This is a genomic window from Variovorax sp. N23, from assembly GCF_025486315.1.
Classification (GTDB): Bacteria; Pseudomonadota; Gammaproteobacteria; order Burkholderiales; family Burkholderiaceae_C; genus Variovorax.
The window spans coordinates 237956-264277 of record NZ_JAOOPY010000005.1 but is presented as its reverse complement, the minus strand read 5'-3'; the positions used below and the strand labels follow the sequence as shown (position 1 = coordinate 264277).

Sequence of the window (26322 nt, the reverse complement as noted above, 5' to 3'; positions counted from 1 at the left end):
ACCGCCACTGCCCAAGCAGCACTCGGCGCGGCTGCCCAACAGGAACCGGCCTCCGATCAGAAGCGTCGGTGGCCGCCGTCGAGCGACATCGGTCCTCCTGATCTATGGAAAACCCTAAGCAATCAGTCCGTGAATCGGTTGAAATATGAAGCGCTTCAAATTAGCATGAAAGGCGCGTTCTTTGCGAAGAAATCGCCTGACTTCACGAAACAAATGAAGCGCTTCAAGTTTTTGTTTTTAATCGGAGACACCATGCAGCCCCTCAAGACCCTCGTCGCCTCGCTGGCGTGCATCGCGGCACTCGCCGCGCCCGTGGCCCATGCGGCCGACCTCAAGCTCGGCGCGCTCTATCCGTTCAGTGGCGGCCTCGCCCTGCTGGGCGACGAGAGCTTCCGCGGGGTGCAGTTGGCCGTGGACGAGCGCAATGCCGCTGGCGGTGTGAACGGCAACAAGATCGTGCTGGTCAAGGCCGATGCGGTCGATGCCAACCAGGCGGTCGGTGAGGCCCGTCGACTGACCTCGGTCGAGAACGTCACGGCCGTGTTCGGCAGCTATGCGTCGGGTGTTTCGGCTGCGGCGACGCAGGTGACCGAACTGGCGGGGGTGCCGTACTTCGAGCTCGGTGCCGTTGCGGACACCATCACGGGACGCGGCATGAAGTACGTTTTCCGCAGCAACTCGACCGCCAAGAACTTTGCCGAGCGCAGCATCGAAGCGGTGGTCAAGGTCATCGCTCCGCAGTTGAAGGTCGACCCCAAGTCGCTGAAGATCGCGATCATCTTCGAGGACGGTTCATACGGCACGCTGGTCAGCAGTTTTCAGAAGGACGAAGCCAAGCGACTGGGCCTGAACGTGGTCGAAAGCCAGTCCTATTCGGCCAAGAGCGTCGACCTGTCCTCCCTGGTCCTCCGCTTGAAGGGAGCCGGCGCCGACGTGGTGCTGCAGACCTCCTACCAGAACGACACGACCTTGTTCTTCAAGCAGGCGGCGAACGCGGGCTTCAAGCCGAAGGCGCTGATCGGTGCCGGCGGTGGCTACTCGCTGACTGACACGGCCAAGCAGCTCGGCGCCGCGATGGATGGCGCCTATGACGTCGACTTCCCGCAGGACACCATGGCCGAAAACGGCGCACCAGGGCTGCGTGCCTTCTCGGCGGCCTACCTGAAGCAGTACGGCACGGCCCCGCGCTCGGGCCACAGCCTGGTGAACTACGTCGGCGCCAAGGCCTTCCTCGATGTGTTGGCCAATGCCAAGTCGACCGACAAGGACAAGATCCGCGAGGCCGTGCTGGCCTACAAGAAGGCGCCGGGCACCAGTGCTTCGGGCTGGGGTTTCGACTTCGCCGAGAACGGCCAGAACAAGCTGGCCACGACCAACCTGATGCAGTGGCAGAAGGGCAAGCTGGAAACGGTCTACCCCGAGGGTGTGGCGACGGCCAAGCCGATCGCCGGCGCCAACTGAGCGACGCTCTTCTGTCCAAAGCTTCAGCCGCGCGCACGCCGCGCGCGGCAGGGGAGACCTCATGTCCATCATTCTCCAACTGCTCGTCAACGGCCTGCTGCTGGGTGGCGCTTACGCCATCATCAGCATCAGCCTGACGCTGATCTTCGGCGTGGTGCGCGTCGTCAACTTCGCGCATGGCGAGCTGCTGATGATCGGCCTCTACGCCACCTGGCTCATCACATCGCACACCGGAATACATCCTTATGCAACGGTCATTCCGGTGGCACTGCTGCTGCTGGTCATCGGCGCCGGGATGCAGCGTTTCGTCATCCAGCCGCTGCTGTCGGCCGAACCGCATATCCAGATCTTCGCCACGGTCGGCGTGTCGACCGCGCTGCTCAACTTGGCACTGATGGTCTTTGGTGCCGACGTTCGCAGCGTCCAGGCGAGCTTCGGTGCGGATGCGTTCCAGATCGGCCCGATCAGCATCGTCACCGGGCAGCTCGTCACCTTCGTCGTGGCACTGCTGGTGGCTCTCGGCGTGTACCTCTTCCTGCAGCACACCTTCACTGGCCGCGGCTTCCGGGCGCTGGCGCAGAACCGTTCGGCCGCCGCGTTGATGGGCGTGAACGTCAACCGCGCGTACGTCCTCGTCTTCGCCATGGGCACCGCACTTCTCGGCCTGGCGTCCGGCCTGCTGGCCGTGCAGTACCCGGTCTTTCCGACCGTGGGCCAGTACTTCGTGTTGACGGCGTTCGTGGTCGTCGTGCTCGGCGGGCTGGGCAGCCTGCCCGGTGCGGTGGTGGGCTCGCTCTTCATCGGGCTCATTGACAGCTTCGCAGGCTTCTATGTCGGCTCGGACCTCAAGGAGGTCGTGTACTTCGTGATCTTCCTGGTGATCCTGACGGTTCGCCCCACGGGACTCTTCGGTCTCGGCCGGGGTTCGGAATAGCGGAACAGGTTGAAACCATGCTCTTTCCACGATTGACTCATCCGCGTGCCTACGTCGGCGCCGCCGCGCTGCTGACGCTCCTGGTCGCGCCGCTCCTCATCAACTCGCCCTTCGTGTTCCACCTCGCGGTGCAGGTCTGCATCTTCGGGGCGCTGGCGACGGCCTGGAACATCGTCGGCGGCTATGCCGGGCAGCTCTCGCTCGGGCATGCCGTGTTCTACGCCATCGGCAGCTATGTCACGACGATGCTGGTGATCCACTTCGGCCTCTCGCCGTGGATCGGCATGTTCGGCGGCGCGGCGGTCGCGGTCGTCGCGGCGCTGGTCATCGCCTATCCGACACTGCGGCTGCGGGGGCCATTCTTTGCGCTGGCAACGATCGCCTTCCTCGAAGTCTGCAAACTTCTCGTCATCCATTTCGAGGGGTTCACGGGCGGCTCAGCCGGCCTGAACGTGCCGCTCAACATCGGGCTGAAGTGGATGATCTTTCGCGAGAAGTGGGCCTACCTGGCGATTGCCTTCGGCTTCCTCGCGGTCACGCTGTGGATCAGCTGGGCCATCCGCTACTCGCGCTTCGGCTTCTACCTGATCGCCGTTCGGGAACGTGAAGACGCTGCGCGTGCCGTGGGCGTCAATGCGGTCCGGGTGAAGATCGCGGCCGCCGTGATTTCGGCTGCACTGACCAGCTTCCTGGGTTCGTTCCACGCGATGTACCTGACCTTCCTGGAGCCGTCGGCCGCCTTCTCGCTCGAACTCTCGATCCAGATCGCGATGTTCGCCCTGATCGGCGGCCTCGGCACCGTGGCCGGGCCGCTGCTGGGCACGGTGCTGGTGCTGCCGGCGGCCGAGCTGTCGCGCGGCTGGCTCAGTGCGCTGGGCAACGGCACGCACGGCTTCGTGTATGGCGTGGTGCTGGTACTGGTGGTGCTGTTCTTCCCGCGCGGGCTGGTCGGCCATCTCGGCGGTCGTGCACTGGCCTTGATCGACCGGCTGCCGGGTGGCCGGCAGCTGGCGCGCAAGCTGCCGGCCACCCGGCACGCGGCCAACGCCGGCGCATCGGCGACGACGACGGTCGGCCAGCCATTGCTGGTCGCTGAAGGCCTGCAGAAGCGCTTCGGCGGTCTGCTGGCCACCGACAACGTGTCGCTGACCCTGCACGAGGGCGAAATTCTGGGCGTGATCGGCCCCAACGGTGCCGGCAAGACGACCGTCTTCAACCAGCTGTCGGGCTTCATCGCGCCGGACGCCGGAACCGTGAAGGTCCGCAAAGCCGACGGCGAATGGACGCAGCCCACCTCGCCGGAAGCGTTTGCACATGCCGGCGTCGGCCGCACCTTCCAGATCGTGCAGCCGTTCTCCGGCCTCTCGGTGCGCGAGAACATCATGCTGGGCGCCTTCATGCGCACGCAGAACACCGAAGAGGCGCAGGCCATCGCCCACGAGGTCGCCGAGCTGACCGACTTGACGAGCCTGCTCGACCACGAGGCTCGCGGCCTCACGGTGGGCGGCATGAAGCGGCTCGAGGTCGCGCGTGCGCTCGCGACCGGACCGAAGGTGCTGCTGCTCGACGAGGTGCTGGCCGGCCTCAACCCGACCGACGTCGCGCGTGCGATCGAGATGATTCGCAAGATCCGCGCTTCGGGCGTCTCGGTGCTCATGATCGAGCATCTGATGCAGGCGACCATGGCACTGTCCGATCGCATCATCGTCATCAACGCCGGGAAGCTGCTGCGCGAAGGCAAGCCGGCCGACGTGGTCAACGATCCTGCCGTCATTGAAGCCTACCTAGGCAAGGGATACCTCGATGCTCAAACTGCGTGATATCAGCGCCGGCTACGGCAAGAGTGAAGTGCTTCGGGGCGTGTCGCTCGATGTGCACCAGGGCGAGGTCGTGACCCTGGTGGGTGCCAACGGCGCCGGCAAGACGACGACGCTCAGGACACTGTGCGGGCTCATTCCGGCCACCGGCGGCAGCATCGAATTCGAGGGCCAGAAGCTCTCGGGCAGGGCGCCGCACGAGATCGTCGAACTGGGTATCAGCATGGTGCCGGAGGGGCGTCAGCTCTTTCCCTTCCTGACCGTGCAGGAGAACCTGCTGATGGGCGCCTACAAGCGCTCGGCCCGCAGTGCCCGCGATCAGCGGCTTGCCGAGGTGCTGAAGATATTTCCCCGCGTCCAGGAACGACTGCCGCAGCTCGCCGGCTCCCTGTCGGGCGGCGAGCAGCAGATGGTGGCCATCGCGCGCGGCATGATGGCCGGGCCGAAGCTGCTGATCATGGACGAGCCGTCCCTCGGCCTGTCGCCGCTGCTCGTCGAGCAGATGTTCGACGTGGTGCGGCTCGTCGCGTCGCGCGGCGTGACGGTGCTGCTGGTCGAGCAGAACGTTTTCCACACACTGAAGCTGGCCGACCGCGGCTACGTGCTCGAGAACGGCACGATCACGCTCACCGGCACGGGCAGTGAGCTGCTGGCCAACCCGCACGTGCGGCGGGCTTACCTGGGGCACTGACATGACCGCTGCACACCCGCTTCAGCACAACGGCCGCGTGGCGTTGATCACCGGTGCCGCCGGCGGCATCGGGTCGGCGCTGGCCGAGGCGTATGCGCGCGATGGCGCGGCCGTCGGCCTGGTCGACTTCGATGCGACGGCCGGACAGGCGCTCGCCGCCCGCCTTTCGGCCGCAGGCCACCGCGTGCACTTCATGCAAGCCGATGTGGCGGACTACGACGCTTGCGTGGCAGCATGCGCCGGCATCGAAGCGGCGCTCGGCGCCATCGACACGCTGGTCAACAACGCCGGCATCTCGCCCAAGCATGCGGGCAAGCCCGCGCCCATCTGGCAGATGGCGCCGTCGGAGTGGCATCGGGTGATCGATGTCAACCTTCACAGCGTTTTCAACTTCGTGCGCGTCCTCTCGCCCGGCATGGTCGAGCGCCGGTTCGGCCGCATCGTCTCGATGTCGTCGGTGGCGGGCAAGGCCTACCTGGACATCGTGGCGGCGCACTACGGCACGACCAAGGCCGCGCTGATCGGCATGACGCGGCATCTGGCCGGCGAACTCGGCCCGCACGGCATCACCGTGAACGCGCTGGCGCCGGGGCGCATCGACACACCGATGGTGGCCGGCGCGCCCCGCGCCGCGAACGACGCGGTGATCGACGTCACGCCCTTGCGGCGCCTCGGCAAGCCGAGCGAAGTGGCCGACACCTGCGTATTCCTCACGTCGCCGAAGGCCGCGTTCATCACCGGACAGGTGGTTGACGTCGCTGGTGGCTGGCTGATGACCTGACTTTCGAATCACGTGGACTCCAAGATGACTGCAGAACTCAAGAAGAATTTCGTCGCTGGCGATTGGCTTGCCGGCACCGACGTGAACCGCAACGTCAACCCGTCCGACACCAGCGATGTCGTCGGCGAGTACGCGCGGGCCGACGAGAAGCAGACGCTGCAGGCCATCGACGCGGCCTTCGACGCCAGGCTGTCGTGGCAGAGAAAAACCGCCGAAGAGCGCGCCGACGCGCTGGACCGCATCGGCACCGAGATCCTCGCGCGCCGTGACGAACTCGGCCGGCTGCTCTCGCGTGAAGAGGGCAAGACGCTGGTGGAGGGCATCGGCGAGGCGACCCGGGCCGGCCGGGTCTTCAAGTTCTTCGCTGGCGAGGCCTTGCGCCTGGGCGGAGAGAAGCTGGCGTCGATTCGTGCCGGCGTCGAGGTCGATGTCGTGCGTGAAGCAGAAGGCGTGATCGGCATCATCACGCCGTGGAACTTCCCCATCGCGATTCCCGCCTGGAAGATCGCGCCCGCCTTGGCCTACGGCAACACGGTCGTGTTCAAGCCGGCCGACCTGGTGCCCGGCAGTGCCTGGGCGCTGTCCGAAATCATCGTGCGCGCCGGTGCCTTGCCGACCGGCGTGTTCAACCTGGTGATGGGCGCGGGCTCCAAGGTGGGGAACACCCTGGTGACTTCGCCCAAGGTGCGCGCCATGACCTTCACGGGATCGACCGGCACCGGCCGACAGATCGGCCTGCGATGCATGGAGCGCGGCGCCAAGGTGCAGCTCGAGATGGGCGGCAAGAACCCGCTTGTCATCCTCGACGACGCCGACCTGGAGCAGGCCGTGTCGGTGGCCATCAACGGATCGTTCTACTCGACCGGGCAACGCTGTACGGGCTCCAGCCGCCTCATCGTGCAGTCTGGCATTCACGACCGGTTCGTGGCCGCCATGACAGAGCGCATGGCAGCGCTGCGCACCGACCACGCGCTCAAGGACGGGACGGACATCGGGCCCGTGGCCTCGAAGGACCAGCTCGACCAGGATCTGTTCTACATCGCGAACGCCAAGGAAGAGGGCGGTCGCATCGCGGCGGGCGGCGAGTTGCTGCAACGCGAGCACCCAGGCTTCTACCTGTCGCCCGCGTTGATCGTCGACACGCACAACGCGATGCGGGTGAATCGTGAAGAGGTCTTCGGCCCGGTGGCCAGTGTGATCCGCGTCAAGGACTACGACGAAGCGCTCGCCACCGCCAACGACACCGAATTCGGTCTCTCGTCGGGCATCTGCACCACGTCGCTGAAGTGCGCGTCGGACTTCAAGCGCAACTCGACGGCCGGCATGGTGATGGTGAACGTGCCGACCGCGGGCGTGGACTACCACGCGCCCTTCGGTGGCCGCAAGGGGTCGAGCTACGGCTCGCGCGAGCAGGGTTCGTATGCGCGCGAGTTCTACACCTCGGTCAAGACGACCTACACGCAAGCCTGAGCATGACGAACATCACCGGACACACGCGCATCTTCGGCATCCTGGCCGACCCGATCCACCACGTGAAGACGCCGCAAGGCATCAACCGCCTGCTCGACGCGCACGGCTTCGACGGCGTGATGGTGCCGATCCACGTGAGTGCGGGCCACCTGGCGGACATGGTGCAGGGCCTGCGCCGCATGAACAACCTTGGTGGCTTCGTGGTCACCGTGCCGCACAAGACGGCCATGCCGGCGCTGTGCGACGAACTGACGCCGGCGGCAGCGCGCATCGGCGCGGTCAACGTCGTGCGCCGCACGGCTGACGGCCGCTTCGTCGGCGGCATGCTCGATGGCGAAGGCTTTGTCGCGGGCCTGCGCGGCGCGGGCATCGAGCCGGCCGGGCGCAGCGCCTACCTCGCTGGTGCCGGTGGCGCGGCGAGCGCCATCGCCTATGCGCTGGCGCAGTGCGGCGTGGCACGCCTGACCGTCGCCAACCGCACCACGGCCAAGGCCGAGGAACTGGTGGCCCGCCTGAAGGAGGATTTCCCCCACCTGTCGATCGCGGTCGGCGCCGACGACCCTTCGCACCACGACCTGGTCGTGAACGGCACGTCGCTGGGCTTGCGTGACGGCGACGCGTTGCCGCTCGACGTCGATCGGCTCACGCCCGAACAGACCGTGGCGGAGATCATCATGCAGCCGGCAGAAACGCCGCTGTTGCGTGCGGCTGCGGCCAAGGGATGCCGGGTGCATTTCGGCGCGCCCATGCTGGCGAGCCAGGTGGCGCTGATGGCGGAATTCATGGGCGGGCCGGCCGCAAAGGCGCCGACCCAAGATGCCCAACCGACCGAGGCGCAGCGACCATGAGCGACACGCTGTTGATCGACGCCCTGCGTGTCATCGTGGGCGAACGCGGCGTCGTGACCGACCCGCACGACCTCGAGAACTACAACGTCGACTGGCGCCACGTCTTCAAGGGCCAGGCGCGCTGCGCGGTGCTGCCGCGGTCGACGCAGGAGGTGGCGGCGGTGGTTCGGCTGTGTGCCGACCAGCGCATCGCCATCGTGCCGTACGGGGGCAACACCGGCCTGTCCGGTGGCGCGACGCCCGACGACAGCGGCCGCCAGGTGGTGCTGTCGCTGGCACGCATGAACGCCATCCGCGACATCGATGTCCTGGGCGAGACGATGGAGGTCGAGGCGGGATGCATCCTGCAGACCGCGCAGGATGCCGCGACGCAGGCGGGGCTGATGCTGCCGATCAGCCTGGCGGCCGAGGGGTCGGCGCGCATCGGGGGGATTCTTTCGACCAATGCCGGCGGCACGAACGTTCTGCGCTACGGCATGTCCAGGACACGGGTTCTGGGCCTGGAGGTCGTGACCGCGCAAGGCGAGATCGTGAGCGGGCTGCGCCGCCTGCGAAAGGACAACGCCGGCTACGACTGGAAGCAGTGGTTCATCGGCGCCGAAGGCACGCTCGGCATCATCACGGCGGCCGTGCTGCAACTGGCGCCGCAGGCGCGCCATCGCGTCACCGCGCTCCTGGCGGTGCCGACGCCCGACGCGGCGCTGAAGGTGCTGCGCGCGGCGCGCCATCACATCGGCGAGACCTTGAACGCCTTCGAGCTGATGTCCGGGGCCGCGCTGGAACTGGTGGCCCGGCATCAAGCGGTCAAGACGCCGCTGGCTTCTTCCGATTGGTTCGTCCTGGTCGAGGCCAGCTCCTGCCTGCCGGGCTTGCGCGATGCCGTGGAAGCACTGTTCGCGCTCGTGCTGGAAGAGGGCGAAGCGACCGACGGTGTCATCGCCGAATCGGAACGCCAGGAAGCCGAGCTGTGGCTGCTGCGCGAATCGATCACGGAGGCCGAGGCCCGCGAAGGGCGCTCGCTCAAGCATGACGTGTCCGTGCCCATCGCGCGCATTCCCGCCTTTCTGCACGAGGCGGACGCGGCGGTGGCGCAGGCGTTTCCCGGCTCGCGCGTCAATGCGTTCGGCCATGCGGGCGACGGCAACATCCACTACAACGTGATCATGAGGGCCGACGCGGACGGCCACGCGTTGAACAGGCTCGTCCACGATCTCGTGGTCCGGCAGGGCGGCAGCATCTCGGCCGAACACGGCATCGGCCAGTACCGCGTGAGCGAACTCGAACGATGCCGAGCCGCTCCCGAACTTCAATTGGCCCGGCGCATCAAGCGGGCCCTGGACCCGGCCGGAACCATGAATCCCGGCAAGGTCATGACGCTCACCCAACAGGCAGACTAGACATGGACGCTTACGACTACGTCATCGTTGGGGGAGGCACCGCCGGGTGCATCCTCGCCAACCGGCTGACCGCCTCCGGCACGAACCGCGTGCTCATGCTGGAAGCCGGCGGCGAGCCCGCCAGCATGTGGATCAACATCCCTGCGGGCTTCAGCAAGCTGCTGACGAACGCGCAATACAACTGGCGCTTCCAGACGGAGGCGGAAGACAACACCAACGGGCGTGTGATCTCGGTGCCACGCGGCAAGGGGCTCGGCGGCTCGACGCTGATCAACGGCATGGTCTACGTGCGCGGGCAGGCCGGCGACTACGACGCCTGGCGCGACGCCGGTGCGCATGGCTGGGGATGGAAGGATGTCGAACCCTACTTCCGCAAGCTCGAGAACTACGAGAAGGGCGGCCCGACGCGCGGCCACGACGGGCCGATGAAACTCGAGCAGGTCAAGGAGCGGTTTCCCATCTCCGATGCCTTCATCGCGGCGGCCCAGGAAGACGGTCTGCCGTTCAACGACGACTACAACGCTGAGCGCCAGGAAGGCGTCGGTTACTACCAGGTGACGCAGAACCGCGGCCGACGCTGGAGCGCCTACGACGGCTACCTCCAGCCGGTGTTGTCCCGGAAGAACCTGACGGTCACGACACACGCCCACGTGCTTCGTTTGGAGATCGACGGCCAGCGCTGCACCGGCGTGACCTACCGCAAGGATGGACAGGAGATCACGGTTGCCGCGCGCGTCGAGGTCGTCCTTGCCGCAGGTGCCATTCAGTCGCCGCAGTTGCTCGAGCTCTCGGGCATCGGCCAGCCTGCGCTGCTGCAGGCGCACGGCATCCCGGTGCGCCACGCGCTGCACGGCGTCGGCGAAAACTACATCGACCATTTCTGCACCCGCATGAACTGGCGCGTGAAGAACGCCGTCACGCTCAACGAGATGTCGCGCAGCTGGCGTCTGGGCCTGGCCGTGTCGCAGTACTACGCGCGGCGCACCGGCATCCTCACGCTGGGCACGGGCCTGGTGAACGCCTTCGTGAAGACGCGGCCCGAACTGGAGACCGCCGACGCCCAGTTCTTCTTCGTGCACGCCAGCTATGCCAATGCGGCGGAGCGCGTGCTGGACAAACTGCCCGGCATGACGATCGGTGTGACGCAACTGCGCCCGCATTCGATCGGCACCATCCACATCAAATCCCCGGATGCCTCCGCCGGGCCGGCGATCCGGCCGAACTTTCTGTCGAACCCGATCGACGAGGAATGCATGGTGCGCAGCATGCAGATCGCCCGCCGCATCGTCGAACAGCCGGCGCTGCGCAACCATGTCGTCGAGGAAATGAGCCCCGGTGCCGCAACCCGGACCGATGCCGATTGGCTGTCGTTCGCTCGCCGCAACGGCCAGACCATCTATCATCCGATCGGCACTTGCCGGATGGGCGAGGACGAGGGCGCGGTGGTCGATCTTCGCCTGCGGCTGCACGGCATGGCGGGCCTGCGGGTGGTGGACGCGTCAGTCATGCCCAGGATGGTGTCCGGCAACATCCAGGCGGCCGTCATGATGGTGGCGGAAAAGGCCGCCGATCTGATTCTGGAGGACGCCGCACGGTGAGCTTGAACAACGCGATGATTTCTGGCTTTCGATGACTCTGGAACGGCGCTCGACCCTCGAAGACGTGGCCCGGCTGGCGGGCGTTTCGCTCGGGAGCGCGTCGCGCGCTCTTTCCGTGCCGGACCAAGTGAAGCCCGCCACGCTGGCCAAGGTCCGGCATGCCGTGTCCCAACTCGGCTACGTTCGCAACGGTGCGGCGCAGGCTTTGGCGTCGCGGCGTACCCGGATGGTGGCGACGATCTACCCGACGCTCAGCAACCCGATCTTCTCGGTGGCGATCCATGAGCTTCAGCAGACACTGTGGAAGTTCGGCTACCAGCTCCTCGTCGCCAGCCACGAATACGAGCCCGAGCGCGAGATCGACCTGCTGAGAACCATCGTCGAGCGGGGCGTCGATGCGCTGGTGCTGGTCGGGACGGACCATTCGAACGAAGTCTTCGAGCTCGCGCGGCAGTACGCCCTGCCGTACGTGATGACCTGGTCGATCGACGGTTCGCACTATCCGCATTGCGTCGGTTTCTCCTACTACGACGCGGCTTTCGATCTTGCGTCGCTGGTGGTGCAGAAAGGGCACCGGCGCATCGCGTTGTGCAACGGCTTCGAGCGCACGAACGAACGCGCGCGCGCACGCGCAGCAGGCACCCGCGCCGCGCTGAAGGCGGCTGGGCTGTCACTCGACCCGTCGCTTGTCACCGAACAGCCCTTCAACTTCGAGGGCGGGCGGGAGGCTGTCCGCCGCTTCCTCGGGCTCGCCGCGCCGCCCACCGTGCTGATATGCGGTACCGACCTGCAGGCCATCGGCGCGATCGACGAATGCCGACGCCGCGGCATCCGGGTGCCCGAAGATCTCTCGATCACCGGCTTCGACGACATCGAGCATGCGGCCATCGTGGTGCCGCCCTTGACAACGGTGAAGGTGCCGACCGAAGAGATCGGCGTGCTGGCGGCCCGCCGTGTCGTTGCGTTGCTGGAGGGCCAGGCCGTACCGCCGGCCAGACCGCTTGAGACGAAGGTGATCGTGCGTGAGAGCCTCGGCGTCCCGCCGACGCGCCAGTGACTGAGCCGTCGTCGGGTCACGTATCTTGCGAGGACATGATGAATGAACTGACGCCGGCGCTGATCGCCGAACATCAGATCGAGGCGGGCTGGCACTTCGGGCTGACGGCCCAGGCACGCTGGAGCGATCTGGATGGCTTTTCGCATGTGAGCCATCGGACGCATCTCGTCTGGTTCGAGGAGGCACGCAACGCCTACTTGGCCGCGCTCGGGTTCCCGCTGGTTTCCGCGGACGTTCCGGGGCCGGTCATCAGGGAACTCGCCTGCAGCTATGAACGGAGCCTGGGCTTCGGCGACGGGGTCGTGATCACTGCACGAACCGTCTGGTTCGGCCGAACCAGCTTCGGGATGGACTACGCGGTCTGGCGCCAGGGTCTGGTTGCGCGCGGCAACGCGATCTGCATCTGGTTTCACAACCGCGCTTCGTCCAAAGTGCCGCTGCCGCTCGCGCTATGCGACGGAATGAGGCTTGACGGCGCAGCATTCCGGTCGACTCAAGCGCCTCGGGAGTCGCGGCTGTTTGGTTTGAGTCAGACAAACCCCGCCGCCGCCTGATCGGCGATTTCCCACCCGGGCGAAAGCCGCGCTGGCAAGCTTCAGTATCTCGTTCGCCCGGCGCAGCCTCGTTTTCGCGCCCAGTCTCAGGGCACGGTCCATGACATCAGAAAGCCTTCAGCTTCCGGCGTTTCAATGAGCCTATGCCTTCGGTGCATCCGGCACCGGGCAGCTCAACCATCCTCCAGGAGTGACGCCATGAAGAAGACCACCACCGCTTTCGTCCTCGCGCTCGGCCTGCTCGGCGCCGCCGCACCTGCGCTCGCGCAGTACACCGGCCCGACGTCTGGCGCGCAGCCCGCGGCAACCGCCGCACCCGGCTATACGGCCCGAGTTCGGTGCCGACGATGACGGTCAAGCAGTTGCTCGACACCGCGACCGATGATCAGCATGTGCGCCTGCAGGGCCGCATCGTGTCGCACGACGGCGGCAAGAACTACACCTTCGCCGACGACACCGGCCGCATGCCGGTCGAGATCTCCGCCAAGCGCTTCCCGGCGGGCCAACCCATCGGTGCCGATCAGCGCGTGGAACTGGTGGGCGAGGTCGACAAGGACTTCCGCAAGATGGAGTTCGAGGTGGAGCAGGTGCGCCCTCTGCCCTGATCAGGCAGGCTGCGGTGCCCCGTCCGGCCGGGCGGCTTTCGGGCTCGGTGCGGCATCGCCGTCCTCCACGCGCAGGCGCGGCAGGAACTGCGGGTATTCGCGCTGCATGTAGCCGATTACGCCTTCGCGCACGGCGCAGCGCAGGTCGAAGGCCAGGCTCGAATTGGTCGCCGTGCACAGCACGCGCAGCTGCATCGTGCGCTCGGTGGTGTCGGTCACCTGCAGGTTGAAGAAGCGGCCGTCCCATTGCGGTGCCGCCTTCACCAGGCGCTCGACCTCTTCGCGCAGCGGCGCGAGCGGCATGCCGTAGTCGGCGTAGATGAAGACCGAGCCCAGCAGCTGCGAGCCCGTGCGCGTCCAGTTCTGGAACGGCTTCTCGATGAAGTAGCTCAGCGGCAGGATGAGCCGCCGGTCGTCCCAGATGCGCAGCACGACGAAGGTGCCGGTGATCTCTTCCACACGGCCCCATTCGCCTTCGACCACCAGCACGTCGTCGATGCGGATCGGCTGCGCCAGCGCGATCTGCAGGCCGGCGATCAGGTTGCTGAAGACCGGCTTGGCCGCCAGGCCCGCCACGATGCCGATCACGCCCGCCGAGGCCAGCAGGCTGGCACCGACCTGGCGCGCGCCGGGGAAGGTCATCAGCATCATCGATGCACCGGCCACCAGCAGCACGCTGTTGGCGGATCGCGCCAGCACGCGCGTCTGGGTCAGCACGCGGCGCGCCTGCAGGTTGTCGGCCGCGTCGTAGGGGTGCTTGGCGATCAGGCCGTCGGCGAAGCCGTTGACGGCGCGCACCAGCACCCAGGTCGCCATGGCGATCAGCAGCAGGCCGTTGAGGTGCCGAACGCCGGCGATGAAGCGCAGGTCGTCAGGTGCCGCCTGCCACACCGCCTGAAGGGCGATCAGCGGCAACAGCGCCTGCGCCGGCACTCTAATGTTGACGAGCAGGGCATGCAGCACCGGCAAGTGGCGAGTCACTCTCTGGAGCACCACGCTGGCCAGTCGATGCGCGATCAGCGCAAGGCACACGGCAATCAGGGCGGAGAGGAGGGGCGGGAACCACGGGTGGCCGAGCAGCATGTCTTTGGTCATCGTTCAGGGGATCCTTTCATGGGACGTCGGTTTCGGGGTGGTCGAGGGATTGCAGGATGCGTGCCGCATCGTCGCGCAGCTGGCTCGAGATGGCCGTGGCGAGGTCGAGTCTGCGCAGCAGCCAGGGGCTCACATCGTTGTCGAACGGGTCCGGCAAGGGGACCGCCCCGGCCAGCGTCGTGGCGGGCGGGCTGGCGGGCAGATTGCTGCCGGCGATCGGGGTGCTGCCGATGGCCGCTTCGATGCGTGCGGCCGTGCGTTCCAGCGGCCCTTCGATGTCCGCGGTCGTGAGCCGGTCGCGCCGCAACACCAGCATCGACTTCACGGCACTCAGTTGCGCCAGCAGCTGGTAGCTGTGGGCCTGCAGATGTTCCAGCGGTGCGATGGGCGGCCGCACGGCGCGGGGTTCGGAGAGCGAACGCTGGGTCGCCTGCACCAGCGCCGAGAGACTGTCGAAGGCCTCCTTGCGCGCCAGCCGCCATTCGAGTTCGTGGCGGGTGTCGACCGCATGCAGCTGGCCGAGGCCGAGCGCGAGCCGCGCGTGCCGTGCCTGCGCCTTCAGCGTGCGCGACACCAGCGATGCGATCTGGTTGCGCTCCCACGAGGGCAGCACGTAGCAGAAGGCCCAGGCCAGGGCAGCGCCGATCAGCGTGTCGGCCATGCGCTCGAACAGCGCGAAGGTCGGGGCCGCGCCGACGTTGAGCATGTGCGCCTGCACCAGGCCCAGCACCGTCGCTGCGACCGAGGTGATCAGGTAGCGCCGTACCGCGAAGCCGTGCGCGATGGCCTGCGCCACCACCGACGCGACCAGCATGCCCATGGGCGAGGGATGCGTCGACAGCAGCGCCACCGCGAAGACGCAGCCCAGCAGCGTGCCGGCCACGCGGCTGTTGCGGCGCTCCAGCGTCTGCGAGAGGCTCCCGCGCAGCACCACCACGATGGTCAGCAGGATCCAGTAGTCGTGCGAGCCCCAGGGCAGCATCAGCGCGATGCCGTAGCCGGCCGCGATGGCGAGCGAGGCGCGGATCGCATGGCGCAGCGGCGGGGCATCCCAGCGCCACAGCGTGAGCAGGGGGCGCCACGACCAGTCGGTCGGGCTCACGAACATCTGCCAGTTGGCGCGGACCACGGCCAGGTCGGGCGCGACGTCGCCGCGCGCCATCGCCACCAGGCGCAGCACCTCGTCGTTGATGTGGCCGATGCGGCTGGCCAGGCCGCGGGCGAGCATGGCGGCGGTGGGGCCGGACGCGCCGTGGGCGTGCGCGGCATCCGGCGCGAGATGGATCGCCGACAGCTGCGGGCGCCGGTCGGGCACCGGCTCGGGTGTGCGGCCCAGCAGCAGGGCGTCGGCCAGGGCGGCGGTGTCGTCGGCCAGCGCTTCGAGCACGCGGCGCATCTCCCGGAGCGCCGGGGCGTGCGCGGGGTTGGACTGCAGCGCTTCCAGGTCGAGTTCGCTGGCGAGCAGCTGGTCGCGCATCTCCAGCACGATCACCAGCATGCCGGCCAGGCGCTGACGGTAGGCGGTGCGGGGCGATTCCAGCACGATGTCGCGCGTGGCCTGCAGCTGGTCGGCCAGCGCTGCCTGCTCGCGCAGCAGGCGGCCCAGCAGCGGCGCGGGCACTTCGCGCACGTCGCCCGACTCCTCGCGCGAACTGAACTGGCTGGCCTCGGTGCGCATCAGCGCCGCCAGCGACAGCAGCACGTCGGCCATTGCCTGCACGCGGTAACGGCGGTTGAGCGCGAGGTTGGCCAGCACGGCGTACACCACGTACAGCGCGGCGCCCAGGCCGAAGATGACCGTGCGGTGCAGTGCCTCGTCCAGCCCCTCGGGCTTGGGCGTGGCCATCGAGAAGATCATCGAGAACATCACCGCGATCGCGATCGGGATGCCGCGCTTGCCCCAGGCCATGGCGGTGAAGGCCAGGAAGGTGGCCGGCACCAGCACCAGCCCGAGGCGGATGGGTGCAGCATGCAGCATCTGCACCGCGAAGAACAGCGGCAGGCCGATGAGCGGTGCCGGCAGCATCTGCCAGAACTTGCCGCGGCGCGGGCCCGGGAGGTCGGGCGGCGCGGTGACGATCACGCCGACCGCCGCCGAAGCCGCTGCCAAGGTGCCGAGCCAGACGTGCACGCCGGCGGAGATCAGGAACAGGCCGAGCGCGACCGACAGGCCGTTGGCGATGTAGTGGCTCAGGCCGATGCGCAGGGCGGCCCGGCTGCGCTGGACGGCGGCGCGCGGCGCCTGCATCAGCGCTCGGCGGTGTCGCCCTCGGCGGGCGGGACGGGGGCGTTGTCGCCCGCCGGGTCGCGGCGGATGCGGGTGAGCTTGCGCGGTGCCGGTGCGGCGGCCGCAGCGGGTGCCGCGTCGGCCGCGGACTCGTCGTCGCTCGCGATGGTGCTGCGCGCATAGATGTCGGCTGACGACGCATCGGCGTTCGGCGCGATCGAGGCCGACACGGCACGCGCGCGGTCGCTCGCGCGCATCTTGGCGTCGAGGCCGGCGAACTTGGAATACTGCGACAGCAGCGGCACCAGCTGGCCGTAGATGCGCGGGGCACCGGCCAGGCATTCGCGCTGCTCGAGGAACTCGGGCTCGCCGGTGAAGTTGCCGATCAGGCCACCGGCCTCGGTCACCAGCAGCGAGCCGGCCGCCACGTCCCAGGGGCTCAGGCCGGTCTCGAAGAAGCCGTCGGTGAAGCCGGCCGCCACGTAGGCCAGGTCCAGCGCCGCGGCCCCGGGGCGGCGCAGGCCGGCCAGCTTGGGCATCAGGTCGGCCATGATGGCCAGGTACTGCTTGAAGTTGTCGCCGGTGCGGAAGGGGAAGCCGGTCGAGATCAGGCACTCGGGCAGCTTGGTCCGCTTGGAGACGCGGATGCGCCGCTCGTTCATGTAGGCGCCGCGGCCCTTGGTGGCGGTGAACAGGTCGTTGCGGCTCGGGTCGTACACGACCGCCTGCTCGACCTTGCCCTTGACGGCCAGCGCGATCGACACGCAGTAGACCGGGAAGCCGTGGATGAAGTTGGTGGTGCCGTCGAGCGGATCGATGATCCAGACGTAGTCGGAGTCCTTGGCGCCGTGCTCGGTGCCGGATTCTTCCGCGAGGATGCCGTGGCCCGGGTACGCGGTGAGCAGCGTCTCGATGATGACGCGCTCGCTGGCGTGGTCGACCTCCGTGACGAAATCGTTCACCTGCTTCTGCGAGATGCGAACGGCTTCGACGTCGAGCGCGGCACGGTTGATGATGGCACCGGCGGCGCGGGCGGCCTTGACGGCCACGTTGAGCATGGGATGGAGGTTGGGCGACGACATGAATTGTGGGAAGAGCGGGCGAGGGCGGGTGCCCCGGGAATGCGGCCCGGCGATGCGGGCGGCGAGAATCGGGGGATTTTACCGGCTCGCCGATTTCCGCGCGCTGCCGGGTTTCCTCTGCCGACGTTTCCAGCCCATGCGCACCCGCTTCATCCTGATCCAGACCAGCCATGCCGGCAATGTCGGCGCCGCCGCCCGCGCCATGAAGACCATGGGCTTCGGCGACCTGGTGCTGGTCGCACCGCGCTGGGCCAACGTGCTGCGCCGCGAAGAAACCATCCAGCGCGCCAGCGGCGCCCTCGACGTGCTGGCCAACGCCCGCATCGTGGAGACGCTCGACGAGGCGCTCGACGGCGTCACGCACCTGTGCGCCACCGCGATGATCCCGCGCGACTTCGGCCCGCCGACGCGCACGCCGCGCGAGCACCTCGAGCCGCTGGCCCAAAGCGACCCGCCGCAGCACGTCGGCTTCCTCTTCGGCTCCGAGCGCTTCGGCATGCGCAACGAGGACGTCTACCGCTGCAACGTGGCGCTGAGCATCCCGGCCGACCCGAAGTTCGGCTCGCTCAACCTGGGCGCGGCGATCCAGCTGATCGCCTACGAATGGCGCCTGGCGCTGGGCGGCTTCCCGGTGACCGAGGCCATCGCGCCGACGCAGGCAGCCGACGCCCAGGCGGTGGCCGGCATGCTCGCGCACTGGGAGCGCTCGCTGGTGCAGATCGGCTTCCTCGACCCGGACGCGCCCAAGAAGCTGATGCCGCGGCTGCAGCAGCTCTTCAACCGCGCCCAGCCGACGCCCGAAGAGATCCACATCCTGCGCGGCATCGCCAAGGCCATGGCCGACGCGAAAACCCCGCCGCCGGCGCGCCCCGACGGCGCGGCTTAGACTGCGCGCCCGCTGTCCTTATAACGACAACATCCATGCTCTCGCGTCTGCGTTCCGACATCCAGTGCATCCTCGACCGCGACCCCGCGGCGCGCACGCGCTGGGAAGTGATCACCCTGTACCCCGGCTTCCACGCCGTGGTGCTGCACCGCGCGGCGCACTGGTGCTGGACGCACGGGCTCAAGTGGGTCGGCCGCTTCGTCTCGCAGTTCTCGCGCTGGGTCACCGGCATCGAGATCCATCCTGGCGCCAGGGTCGGCGAGCGCGTCGTCTTCGACCATGCGATGGGTGTCGTCGTCGGCGAGACCGCCGAGATCGGCGACGGCTGCACCATCTACCAGGGCGTGACCCTGGGCGGCACCTCGCTCTACAAGGGCACCAAGCGCCATCCGACGCTGGGCCGCGACGTGGTCGTGAGCGCCGGCGCCAAGGTGCTGGGCGGCTTCGTGGTGGGCGACGGCGCCAAGATCGGCAGCAACGCGGTGGTCATCAAGCCGGTGCCTGCGGGCGCGACGGCCGTGGGCATCCCGGCGCGGATCATTCCGTCGAAGACCGGCGCCAGCGCCGACGTGACCGGCACCGAGCGCAAGTTCTCGGCCTACGGCATCACGCTGGACGACGACCCGCTGTCGCAGGCGATGCGCGGGCTGATCGACAGCGCCAAGGGGCAGGAGCACCAGATCGCGCTGATCTGGGAGGCGATCGAGAAGCTCTCGTCGAGCACGGCCGACAGGGGCGACTGCATGCCCTGCGATGCCGCGCGCGAGGAGTGCTTCGAGGCGGAGAAGCTGACGCAGCTGGTCGGCAAGTGAGCCGACCGAGGCCGCGGGCCTACATCCCCACGTAGTTCGGCCCGCCGCCGCCCTCGGGCGTGACCCACACGATGTTCTGCGTCGGGTCCTTGATGTCGCAGGTCTTGCAGTGCACGCAGTTCTGCGCGTTGATCTGCAGCCGTTCTTTGCCGGCGCTGGCCTCGTCGGGCACGAACTCGTACACGCCGGCCGGGCAGTAGCGCGCCTCGGGGCCGGCGTACTCGGGCAGGTTGATGCGCACGGGCACCGTCGCGTCCTTGAGCGTCAGGTGCGCCGGCTGGTTCTCTTCGTGGTTGGTGTTGCTGATGAACACGCTGGAGAGCCGGTCGAAGGTGAGCTTCCCGTCGGGCCGGGGGTAGGCGATCTTCTTGCACGCGCTTGCGGGCTTCAGGCGTGCGTGGTCGGCCTCGGTGCGGTGGATGGTCCACGGGATGTGGCCGCGCAGCACGAACTGCTCGATGCCGGTCATCACCGTGCCGACCGTCAGGCCCTTCTTGAACCACTGCTTGAAATTGCGCGCCTTGTTCAGCTCGGTGTGCAGCCAGCTCTTCTCGAAGGCGGCCGGGTAGGCGGCGAGTTCGTCGTGCTGTCGGCCGGCAGTCACGGCCTCGAAGGCGGCCTCGGCCGCCAGCATGCCGGTCTTGATCGCGGCATGGCTGCCCTTGATGCGGCTCGCGTTCAGGTAGCCGGCTTCGCAGCCGACCAGCGCGCCGCCCGGGAACACCGTCTTGGGCAGCGACAGCAGGCCGCCGGCCGTGATGGCGCGCGCGCCGTAGCTCAGGCGCTTGGCCGGCTTCAGGCCCTTGTCCTGGCCTTCGAGGTACCAGCGGATGTTCGGGTGCGTCTTGAAGCGCTGGAACTCCTCGAAGGGGCTCATGTGCGGGTTCTGGTAGTCGAGCCCGACCACGTAGCCGATGATGAGCTGGTTGTTCTCCGCGTGGTAGACGAAGGAGCCGCCGTAGGTGTCCGAGGGCAGCGGCCAGCCGGCCGTGTGGATGGCCAGGCCCGGCTCGTGGCGGGCCGGGTCGATCTCCCACAGCTCCTTGATGCCGATGCCGTAGCTCTGCGGGTCCTTGCCGTCGTCGAGCTTGTACTTCGCGATGAGCTGCCGGCCGAGGTGGCCGCGCGCGCCTTCGGCGAACACCGTGTACTTGCCCAGCAGCTCCATGCCGAGCTGGAAGTTCTCGGTCGGCTCGCCGTCCTTGCCGATGCCGAGGTTGCCGGTGGCCACGCCGCGCACCTGGCCGTCGTCGGTGTAGAGCACCTCGGCCGCCGGGAAGCCGGGGAAGATCTCCACGCCGAGTTCCTCGGCCTGCTGCGCCAGCCACTTCACCACGTTGCCGAGGCTGACGATGTAGTTGCCTTCGTTGTGGAAGTTGTGCGGCAGCATGAAGTTCGGCGTGCGCGTGGCACCGGTCTCGCTGAGCATGAGGAAGGTGTCGGCCGTGACCGGCTGGTTCAGCGGTGCGCCGCGTTCCTTCCAGTCGGGGATGAGTTCCGACAACGCGCGCGGGTCCATGATGGCGCCCGAGAGGATGTGCGCGCCGGGCTCCGACCCTTTCTCGAGCACCACCACCGAGATCTCCTTGTCGTTCTGCGCCGCGAGCTGCTTGAGGCGGATCGCGGTCGAGAGCCCGGCAGGCCCGCCACCGACGACGACGACGTCGTACTCCATGGATTCGCGCGGGCCGAACTGGGCGAGGATTTCGTCGTGGGTCATGGGTCTGTTCGATAATGGGTTTTGAGCGCATCGGCACATGAAATGCTGCCGAACAACGGCGCATTTTATGCGGCGGCTTTCGGCGGGCCCTGTCGTCCACGGTCGCCAATGCAAGGCGCAGCCGGTCACCTTCGCGACTCGTCAGTTCCGGTCCATCACGCCATCCTTCCCCCATGAAGATCGAAATCCCCGAGAAGAAAAAGCTGGTCTACGAGATGTCCATCGCCATCCGCTGGGGCGACATGGACGCGATGGGCCATCTCAACAACGGCAGCTACTTCCGCTACATGGAGACGGCGCGCATCGACTGGATGCGCTCGATCGGCTTCGAGCCCGACCCGAGCGGCGAGGGCATGGTCATCGTCAATGCCTTCTGCAATTTCTACCGCCAGCTCGAGTACCCGGGCGACGTGCTGCTGAAGATGTACGCCAGCGACCCGGCCCGCACCACCTTCGAGACCTGGGCCACCCTGGCGCGCGCCGATGCGCCCGACGTGATCTGCGCGGCCGGCGGCGCCACCACCATCTGGGTCGACTTCCCCAAGCAGAAGGCCATGGCGCTGCCCGAGTGGCTGCGCGAGCTCGTCAGCGCCTGACGCAGGCGCCGGACGCTCAGGCCCGCATCAGCGTGATGCGCGCCTCGAAACCATGCGCCGCACCCGGCGGCGGCGACAGCAACTCGAGTTGCGCATCGTGTTTCTGGACGATCGTCGCGACGATCGACATCCCCAGCCCGTAGCCGGCGCGCTCCGCGCTGTGGCGCACATGGCGCAGCTGCAGGGTGCGCAGCTCGCCCTCGGTGACGCCCGGGCCGAAGTCGCGCACGATGAGGCGGCCATCGGCGTCGACCTCGATCTCCACCGCGGCGCCCTGGGCATAGTGCAGCGCGTTCTCCACCAGGTTGCGCAGCGCGATGGCGAGGGCGTCGAAGTCGCCCAGCGCGACCGGTGCGTCACCGCTGTCGGGCACCTTCAGGCCGAGCCGGTCGATCACGGCCGGGTCCTGCCAGAAGTCCTGTGCGACCGTGGCCGCGAGCTGCATGAGGTCGATGCGTTCGCGCGTGAACGATGCACCCGATTCGGCGCGCGAGAGCTGCAGCAGCTTCTCGGTGCGGTGGCTCAGCGTGCGCAGCGCGCCGAGCGCCGCGACCACGTCGTCGCGGCGCAGGTCGTGGTCGAGCGCGGTCTGCAGCCGCAGCCTCGCTGCAGCCAGTGGCGTGCGCAGTTCGTGCGCCGCGTTGGCGGCCAGGGCGCGCTCGACGTCAAGCGCCTGGGCCAGCCGGTCGAGCAGCCGGTTGACGTGGTCGCCCACGGTCTGCAGCTCGCGCGGCAGGCCGGGCAGGGCGAGCGGCCGCAGGTCGGTGCCGCTGCGCTGGCCGATCTCGGTGGCCATGGTCTGGAGCACCTGCAGTTCCTCGCGTGCGATCTTGCGCAGCATCCAGGCCAGCAAGGGCAGCACCGCCCCCAGCGGGATGATGAGCCCGAAGAGCGTGCGGTTGAGCGTCTCGCGCCGCCTGTCCAGCGGGTCGCCGACCTGCAGATACAGATCGCGCTTGGGATGGCGCACCGTATAGACGCGCCACGCCGCGTCGTTGGCGAAGCCGGTGGACAAGGGCACGTCGAAGGTGTCGCCCGGGGTCTCGGTCGAACGCAGCAGCACACGCCCGCCGGGGGCGACCACCTGGAACATCACCGCCGCGTCGGCGAAGGTCGGCGCCGGGGCGATCAGGATGCGCTCGCTGGTGGCCTCTCCCTGGCGGCGGTCGAGCTCGTCGAGCGCGAGGTCGAACATGCGGTGCGACACCTCGACCAGCTCGTTGTCGAAGTTGTAGTTGATCTCACCGTCGACGTACCAGACCACGCCGACGACGCACAGCAGCCAGACGCCGCCGACCCACAGGATCAGCGTGCGGATGAGCCGTCCGGCCAGCGTCTCGCGCGGCGGGGGCACGGTCGTCGCGCTCACGGCGCGTCGCTGCCCGCGTTCACCAGGCGGTAGCCCAGCCCGCGCAGCGTCTGGATGTGTTCGCGGCCCAGCTTGCGGCGCAGCCGGCTGATGAACACCTCCAGCGTGTTGCTGTCGGCCTCGTCGTTGAAACCGTAGAGCGCGTCCTGCAGGTTGTCGCGGGTGTGGATGCGGTCGGGCCGGGTGGCCATCACGCGCAGCAGCGCCCATTCCTTCTGGGTCAGCGCAACCGGCACGCCGCGGCTGCGCACCAGTTCGCGTGTCAGGTCGATCTCCAGGTCGCCCAGTTGCAGCACCGGCGCGGTGGACGTGCTGCGGCGGCGCTCCACCGCGCGCAGGCGTGCCAGCAGCTCGCCCGGGTCGTAGGGCTTGATGAGGTAGTCGTCGGCGCCGGCGTCGAGGCCGCGGATGCGGTCGGTCACCTGGTCGCGCGCGGTGAGCACGATGACGATGGGGCGGTCCTTCAGCGCGCGCACCTGCGGCAGCAGCGACAGCCCGTCGCCGTCGCCCAGGTGCAGGTCGAGCAGCACGGCGGCGTACTGGGCGCCATGCAGCGCCGCGCTGGCCTGCGCGAGGCTGGGCACGGCGTCGACCACGAAGGCCTTGGCCCGCAGGTAGCCGCAGACTGCTTCCGACAGGGCAATGTCGTCTTCGACGAGCAGGACGCGCAAGACGGTCTCCGAAAAATGAAGGAGTCTAGGGCCTCCCCGGGGCGCGGCCTTCAGGCGCGGTTCATGCGGCGCCGTTAGGCTCGGTTGCCTCCATCTTCGATGCTGCCCGGGGCGCGCTGCGCCCGTCCAGACATGACCCGTCGGTACCCCACCGCTTTCTCTCGGCTCTCTCTTTTCACGTTCACCGCGCTGCTGCTGATCCTGCTGTGGGACCTCGCCGGCCTCGACCTGCCGATGGCCCGGCTCGCCGGCGGCTCGAGCGGCTTCGCGCTGAGCGACGATGCGGCGCTGGTGCTGTGGCTGCACGAGGTGCCGCGCTTGCTCAGCTGGGGCTGCGTGGCGGTGCTGTTCGCCGCGGTTCGCTGGCCCTTCGCGATCCTGCGCGGGCTGAGCCGGCGCGAGCGCCTCCAGCTGGCGCTGACGGTGATCGCCTCGGTGATCGCCGTCTCGCTCCTCAAGACCAGCAGCCGCACGAGCTGTCCGTGGGATCTGGCCGAGTTCGGCGGCACGGCGCGCTACGTGTCGCACTGGGCCTGGGGCGTGCACGATGGCGGTCCGGGCCGGTGCTTCCCGGCCGGCCACGCGTCGGCGGCCTTTGCCTACCTGGGCGGCTGGTTCGTCTGGCGGCGCTCGATGCCGCGCGCCGCCTGGGTCTGGCTGGCGACCGCGGCTTTGCTCGGACTGGTGCTGGGCCTCGCGCAGCAATGGCGCGGCGCGCACTACATGAGCCACACCCTGTGGACGGCCTGGGTGTGCTGGGCCGCGGGCTGGGCGGTCGACGGGGCCTTCCATCGCCAGCGGCCGGCCGCTGATCTGCGCGCGACGCCGAAGCTGAACGAAAGCTGAGCGCCTCGTTCAGGCTGATTTCAGTCCCGGTTTCCAGTATCGGGGGATGATCGTTTCTCCCGAAGCCGCGGACCGCGCGCACCCGGCCGCGGCCGGCACCGGCTTTTCCGCCCCCCTCTCCCTGCGCTGGCCCGACGCGCTGTTGAAGTTCGATGCCTGGCTGTCGCGCCCCCGGTCCGCCCGGGCGGTGGTGGCGGCGCTCTCCGTCTATCTGCTGCTCGCCGCCAACTGGCCGCTGTGGATGGAGCTGGCGCGCATCGGCGGCGCGCCGAGCGTGTACCTGCGCTCGATCGGCGGGATGGCGCTGCTCACCGGCTTCGGCACGGTGGCCGTGCTGTCGCTCAGCGCATGGACGCGTGGCATGAAGCCACTGTGGTTCGCCGTCGTGCTGCTGGCCGGGGTCGTGCAGCACTACATGCTGACCTACCACGTCGTGATGGACCCGACGATGGCGGCGAACGCCATGCAGACCGACTTCCACGAGACGCGCGACCTGCTCAGCTGGCGTCTGCTGTTCAACGTGCTGATGGTCGGCGCGCTGCCGGCCTGGGGGCTGCTGCGCGTGCGCATCGTGCCGATGCGGCCGCTGTCGCAGCTGTGGCGCAACGCGGTGCTGTGCATCGCGGCCCTCGCGGTGGTGGTGGCGAGCGCGGTGACGATGTCGCGCGAACTGGCACCGTTGATGCGCAACCACGTCACGCTGCGCTACATGATGAACCCGCTCGCGAGCCTGTATTCGGCCGGCGTGGTGGTGCTCAAGCCGCTTCTCCAGCACAGCCGAAAGCTGATCCCGATCTCCGGCGGCGCGGCGCTGGGCGCCAGCTATGCGGCGCAGAGCAAGCCGCCGCTCTTCGTCGTCGTCGTGGGCGAGACGGCGCGGGCCGATCACTTCGGGCTCAACGGCTACGCGCGCAACACCACGCCCGAACTCGCCGCGCGCCAGGTGATCAGCTGGTCCAACGTGCATTCCTGCGGCACCAACACGCTCGCCTCTGTACCGTGCATGTTCTCGCACCTCGGCAAGGAAGGGTACGAGGGGCGCAAGGACGACTACGAGACCTTGGTCGACGTCGCGCAGGCCGCCGGGCTGGCGGTGCTGTGGATCGACAACCAGGCCGGCTGCAAGGGCGTGTGCGTGCGCGTGCCCAACGTGTCGGCCGCCGAGGGCCTCGACGACGCCACGCGCAGCGCGCTGTGCAGCGGCGACGAATGCCTGGACGACGTGATGCTCAAGAACATCGACCAGCGTATCGCGGCGCTGCCGGCCGAGCGCCGCAACCGCGGCGTGCTGCTGGTGCTGCACCAGATGGGCAGCCACGGGCCGTCCTACGCCAAGCGTTCGGCGCCCGACACCAAGCGCTTCATGCCCGAATGCACGACCAACGTGCTGGCTGACTGCAGCCATGGCGAGTTGATGAACGCCTACGACAACTCGATCGTCCATACCGACCGCTTCCTGGCGCGCACCATCGACTGGCTGCAGGCCCAGTCGTCGCACTACGACACCGGCATGCTCTACATGAGCGACCACGGCGAATCGCTCGGCGAGTACGGGCTGTTCCTGCACGGCCTGCCCTACAACATCGCGCCCGACGTGCAGAAGCATGTGCCGATGGTGGCCTGGTTCGGCGACGGCCTGAAGGCGCGCGAGCACCTCTCGACCACCTGCCTCGCGAAGGGCCGCGACGCCGCCCTCACGCACGACAACCTGTACCACACGGTGCTGGGCGTGATGGACCTGAAGACGCCCACCTACAAGCCGGCGCTCGACGCCTTCGCGGGCTGCCGCGGCCCGGCGGCGTAGC

24 protein-coding genes are annotated in these 26322 nt (G+C 68.2%); 18 read left to right on the top strand and 6 right to left on the bottom strand.

The annotated features are described in order from the left end of the window. The first annotated feature begins 252 nt into the window (after positions 1–252). The 13 genes from N8A90_RS10360 (at position 253) to N8A90_RS10300 (ending at position 13213) form a co-directional block, all read left to right on the top strand. Positions 253–1461 carry an ABC transporter substrate-binding protein gene (locus N8A90_RS10360; RefSeq protein WP_262074769.1) on the top strand — a complete coding sequence of 403 codons (1209 nt, stop codon included), beginning with the start codon at positions 253–255 and terminating at the stop codon, positions 1459–1461. Between the two features lie 61 nt (positions 1462–1522). Then, positions 1523–2395 (top strand): branched-chain amino acid ABC transporter permease, encoded by an 873-nt coding sequence (locus N8A90_RS10355; RefSeq protein ID WP_262074768.1) that lies wholly within the window; start codon positions 1523–1525, stop codon positions 2393–2395. A gap of 17 nt (positions 2396–2412) precedes the next feature. Beyond that, positions 2413–4215, top strand: a complete 1803-nt coding sequence (locus tag N8A90_RS10350; protein ID WP_262074767.1) for a branched-chain amino acid ABC transporter ATP-binding protein/permease — start codon at positions 2413–2415, stop codon at positions 4213–4215. Then, positions 4199–4903: an ABC transporter ATP-binding protein gene (locus tag N8A90_RS10345; protein WP_262074766.1), complete on the top strand. Its 705-nt coding sequence runs from the start codon at positions 4199–4201 to the stop codon at positions 4901–4903. The genes N8A90_RS10350 and N8A90_RS10345 overlap by 17 nt, the downstream gene beginning before the upstream one ends. 1 nt (position 4904) lies before the next feature. After that, positions 4905–5684: an SDR family oxidoreductase gene (locus N8A90_RS10340; RefSeq protein WP_262074765.1), complete on the top strand. Its 780-nt coding sequence runs from the start codon at positions 4905–4907 to the stop codon at positions 5682–5684. 24 nt (positions 5685–5708) lie between these two features. Further along, positions 5709–7154, top strand: a complete 1446-nt coding sequence (locus tag N8A90_RS10335) for an aldehyde dehydrogenase family protein (protein WP_262074764.1) — start codon at positions 5709–5711, stop codon at positions 7152–7154. A gap of 2 nt (positions 7155–7156) precedes the next feature. Next, a complete protein-coding gene (locus tag N8A90_RS10330) occupies positions 7157–8002 on the top strand; it encodes a shikimate dehydrogenase family protein (protein WP_262074763.1) in 846 nt (281 codons plus the stop codon). Beyond that, positions 7999–9399 (top strand): FAD-binding oxidoreductase, encoded by a 1401-nt coding sequence (locus N8A90_RS10325; RefSeq protein ID WP_262074762.1) that lies wholly within the window; start codon positions 7999–8001, stop codon positions 9397–9399. The genes N8A90_RS10330 and N8A90_RS10325 overlap by 4 nt, the downstream gene beginning before the upstream one ends. Positions 9400–9401: 2 nt before the next feature. Next, on the top strand, positions 9402–10997 hold the full coding sequence (locus N8A90_RS10320) for a GMC family oxidoreductase (RefSeq protein ID WP_262074761.1): 1596 nt from the start codon (positions 9402–9404) through the stop codon (positions 10995–10997). Positions 10998–11028: 31 nt separating this feature from the next. Then, positions 11029–12054: a substrate-binding domain-containing protein gene (locus tag N8A90_RS10315; RefSeq protein WP_262074760.1), complete on the top strand. Its 1026-nt coding sequence runs from the start codon at positions 11029–11031 to the stop codon at positions 12052–12054. Positions 12055–12089: 35 nt separating this feature from the next. Further along, entirely contained in the window at positions 12090–12608 is a 519-nt protein-coding gene (locus N8A90_RS10310; RefSeq protein WP_262074759.1) for an acyl-CoA thioesterase, read from the top strand. 198 nt (positions 12609–12806) lie between these two features. Beyond that, on the top strand, positions 12807–12959 hold the full coding sequence (locus tag N8A90_RS10305) for a hypothetical protein (RefSeq protein WP_262074758.1): 153 nt from the start codon (positions 12807–12809) through the stop codon (positions 12957–12959). Continuing rightward, positions 12956–13213 carry a NirD/YgiW/YdeI family stress tolerance protein gene (locus tag N8A90_RS10300; RefSeq protein ID WP_262074757.1) on the top strand — a complete coding sequence of 86 codons (258 nt, stop codon included), beginning with the start codon at positions 12956–12958 and terminating at the stop codon, positions 13211–13213. Before N8A90_RS10305 ends, N8A90_RS10300 begins: the two co-directional genes overlap by 4 nt. Here the strand turns inward: N8A90_RS10300 and N8A90_RS10295 are convergent, their stop codons facing one another. From N8A90_RS10295 to N8A90_RS10285, 3 genes are read right to left on the bottom strand one after another with little or no spacing between them, the layout of a single operon-like run. Continuing rightward, a complete protein-coding gene (locus N8A90_RS10295) occupies positions 13214–14308 on the bottom strand; it encodes a mechanosensitive ion channel family protein (protein ID WP_262074756.1) in 1095 nt (364 codons plus the stop codon). It lies immediately after the preceding gene. A 16-nt stretch (positions 14309–14324) separates the two neighbouring features. Then, positions 14325–16556, bottom strand: a complete 2232-nt coding sequence (locus N8A90_RS10290; protein WP_262074755.1) for an FUSC family protein — start codon at positions 16554–16556, stop codon at positions 14325–14327. Then, positions 16556–17617, bottom strand: coding sequence for an inositol monophosphatase family protein (locus N8A90_RS10285; RefSeq protein ID WP_262074754.1), 1062 nt, complete (start codon positions 17615–17617; stop codon positions 16556–16558). Before N8A90_RS10285 ends, N8A90_RS10290 begins: the two co-directional genes overlap by 1 nt. 136 nt (positions 17618–17753) lie before the next feature. On the opposite strand from N8A90_RS10285, the gene N8A90_RS10280 reads away from it, so the two are divergent. Beyond that, positions 17754–18503, top strand: a complete 750-nt coding sequence (locus N8A90_RS10280) for an RNA methyltransferase (protein WP_262074753.1) — start codon at positions 17754–17756, stop codon at positions 18501–18503. 35 nt (positions 18504–18538) lie between these two features. Beyond that, the gene (gene cysE / locus N8A90_RS10275) at positions 18539–19315 is read left to right on the top strand and encodes a serine O-acetyltransferase (RefSeq protein ID WP_262074752.1); all 777 of its coding nucleotides are present in this window, start codon (positions 18539–18541) and stop codon (positions 19313–19315) included. Positions 19316–19334: 19 nt separating this feature from the next. Here cysE and N8A90_RS10270 read toward each other — a convergent pair whose 3' ends face one another. Beyond that, positions 19335–21035 (bottom strand): electron transfer flavoprotein-ubiquinone oxidoreductase, encoded by a 1701-nt coding sequence (locus N8A90_RS10270; protein ID WP_262074751.1) that lies wholly within the window; start codon positions 21033–21035, stop codon positions 19335–19337. A 173-nt stretch (positions 21036–21208) separates the two neighbouring features. Here N8A90_RS10270 and N8A90_RS10265 point away from each other — a divergent pair, with 173 nt between their 5' ends. Next, positions 21209–21631 (top strand): acyl-CoA thioesterase, encoded by a 423-nt coding sequence (locus N8A90_RS10265; protein ID WP_262074750.1) that lies wholly within the window; start codon positions 21209–21211, stop codon positions 21629–21631. A gap of 16 nt (positions 21632–21647) precedes the next feature. On the opposite strand, the gene N8A90_RS10260 is transcribed toward N8A90_RS10265, so the two are convergent. Together N8A90_RS10260 and N8A90_RS10255 are read right to left on the bottom strand one after the other, a co-directional pair. Continuing rightward, positions 21648–23000 carry a sensor histidine kinase gene (locus N8A90_RS10260; RefSeq protein WP_262074749.1) on the bottom strand — a complete coding sequence of 451 codons (1353 nt, stop codon included), beginning with the start codon at positions 22998–23000 and terminating at the stop codon, positions 21648–21650. Continuing rightward, the gene (locus N8A90_RS10255; RefSeq protein WP_262074748.1) at positions 22997–23671 is read right to left on the bottom strand and encodes a response regulator transcription factor; all 675 of its coding nucleotides are present in this window, start codon (positions 23669–23671) and stop codon (positions 22997–22999) included. Before N8A90_RS10255 ends, N8A90_RS10260 begins: the two co-directional genes overlap by 4 nt. Positions 23672–23803: 132 nt before the next feature. On the opposite strand from N8A90_RS10255, the gene N8A90_RS10250 reads away from it, so the two are divergent. Both N8A90_RS10250 and N8A90_RS10245 read left to right on the top strand, forming a co-directional pair. Continuing rightward, positions 23804–24517, top strand: a complete 714-nt coding sequence (locus N8A90_RS10250) for a phosphatase PAP2 family protein (protein WP_262074747.1) — start codon at positions 23804–23806, stop codon at positions 24515–24517. Between the two features lie 46 nt (positions 24518–24563). After that, a complete protein-coding gene (locus N8A90_RS10245; RefSeq protein WP_262074746.1) occupies positions 24564–26321 on the top strand; it encodes a phosphoethanolamine transferase in 1758 nt (585 codons plus the stop codon). Position 26322 lies beyond the last annotated feature (1 nt).

Bases quoted from the DNA above. Each gene is read 5' to 3' on its own strand.
- N8A90_RS10315 (WP_262074760.1), top strand. From the start codon at position 11,029: ATGACTCTGGAACGGCGCTCGACCCTCGAAGACGTGGCCCGGCTGGCG.
- N8A90_RS10305 (WP_262074758.1), top strand. From the start codon at position 12,807: ATGAAGAAGACCACCACCGCTTTCGTCCTCGCGCTCGGCCTGCTCGGC.
- N8A90_RS10250 (WP_262074747.1), top strand. From the start codon at position 23,804: ATGACCCGTCGGTACCCCACCGCTTTCTCTCGGCTCTCTCTTTTCACG.
- N8A90_RS10350 (WP_262074767.1), top strand. From the start codon at position 2,413: ATGCTCTTTCCACGATTGACTCATCCGCGTGCCTACGTCGGCGCCGCC.
- N8A90_RS10280 (WP_262074753.1), top strand. From the start codon at position 17,754: ATGCGCACCCGCTTCATCCTGATCCAGACCAGCCATGCCGGCAATGTC.
- N8A90_RS10270 (WP_262074751.1), bottom strand. From the start codon at position 21,035: ATGACCCACGACGAAATCCTCGCCCAGTTCGGCCCGCGCGAATCCATG.
- N8A90_RS10285 (WP_262074754.1), bottom strand. From the start codon at position 17,617: ATGTCGTCGCCCAACCTCCATCCCATGCTCAACGTGGCCGTCAAGGCC.
- N8A90_RS10325 (WP_262074762.1), top strand. From the start codon at position 7,999: ATGAGCGACACGCTGTTGATCGACGCCCTGCGTGTCATCGTGGGCGAA.
- N8A90_RS10245 (WP_262074746.1), top strand. From the start codon at position 24,564: ATGATCGTTTCTCCCGAAGCCGCGGACCGCGCGCACCCGGCCGCGGCC.
- N8A90_RS10330 (WP_262074763.1), top strand. From the start codon at position 7,157: ATGACGAACATCACCGGACACACGCGCATCTTCGGCATCCTGGCCGAC.
- N8A90_RS10320 (WP_262074761.1), top strand. From the start codon at position 9,402: ATGGACGCTTACGACTACGTCATCGTTGGGGGAGGCACCGCCGGGTGC.
- N8A90_RS10310 (WP_262074759.1), top strand. From the start codon at position 12,090: ATGATGAATGAACTGACGCCGGCGCTGATCGCCGAACATCAGATCGAG.
- cysE (WP_262074752.1), top strand. From the start codon at position 18,539: ATGCTCTCGCGTCTGCGTTCCGACATCCAGTGCATCCTCGACCGCGAC.
- N8A90_RS10295 (WP_262074756.1), bottom strand. From the start codon at position 14,308: ATGACCAAAGACATGCTGCTCGGCCACCCGTGGTTCCCGCCCCTCCTC.
- N8A90_RS10265 (WP_262074750.1), top strand. From the start codon at position 21,209: ATGAAGATCGAAATCCCCGAGAAGAAAAAGCTGGTCTACGAGATGTCC.
- N8A90_RS10360 (WP_262074769.1), top strand. From the start codon at position 253: ATGCAGCCCCTCAAGACCCTCGTCGCCTCGCTGGCGTGCATCGCGGCA.
- N8A90_RS10355 (WP_262074768.1), top strand. From the start codon at position 1,523: ATGTCCATCATTCTCCAACTGCTCGTCAACGGCCTGCTGCTGGGTGGC.
- N8A90_RS10290 (WP_262074755.1), bottom strand. From the start codon at position 16,556: ATGCAGGCGCCGCGCGCCGCCGTCCAGCGCAGCCGGGCCGCCCTGCGC.
- N8A90_RS10340 (WP_262074765.1), top strand. From the start codon at position 4,905: ATGACCGCTGCACACCCGCTTCAGCACAACGGCCGCGTGGCGTTGATC.
- N8A90_RS10300 (WP_262074757.1), top strand. From the start codon at position 12,956: ATGACGGTCAAGCAGTTGCTCGACACCGCGACCGATGATCAGCATGTG.
- N8A90_RS10345 (WP_262074766.1), top strand. From the start codon at position 4,199: ATGCTCAAACTGCGTGATATCAGCGCCGGCTACGGCAAGAGTGAAGTG.
- N8A90_RS10335 (WP_262074764.1), top strand. From the start codon at position 5,709: ATGACTGCAGAACTCAAGAAGAATTTCGTCGCTGGCGATTGGCTTGCC.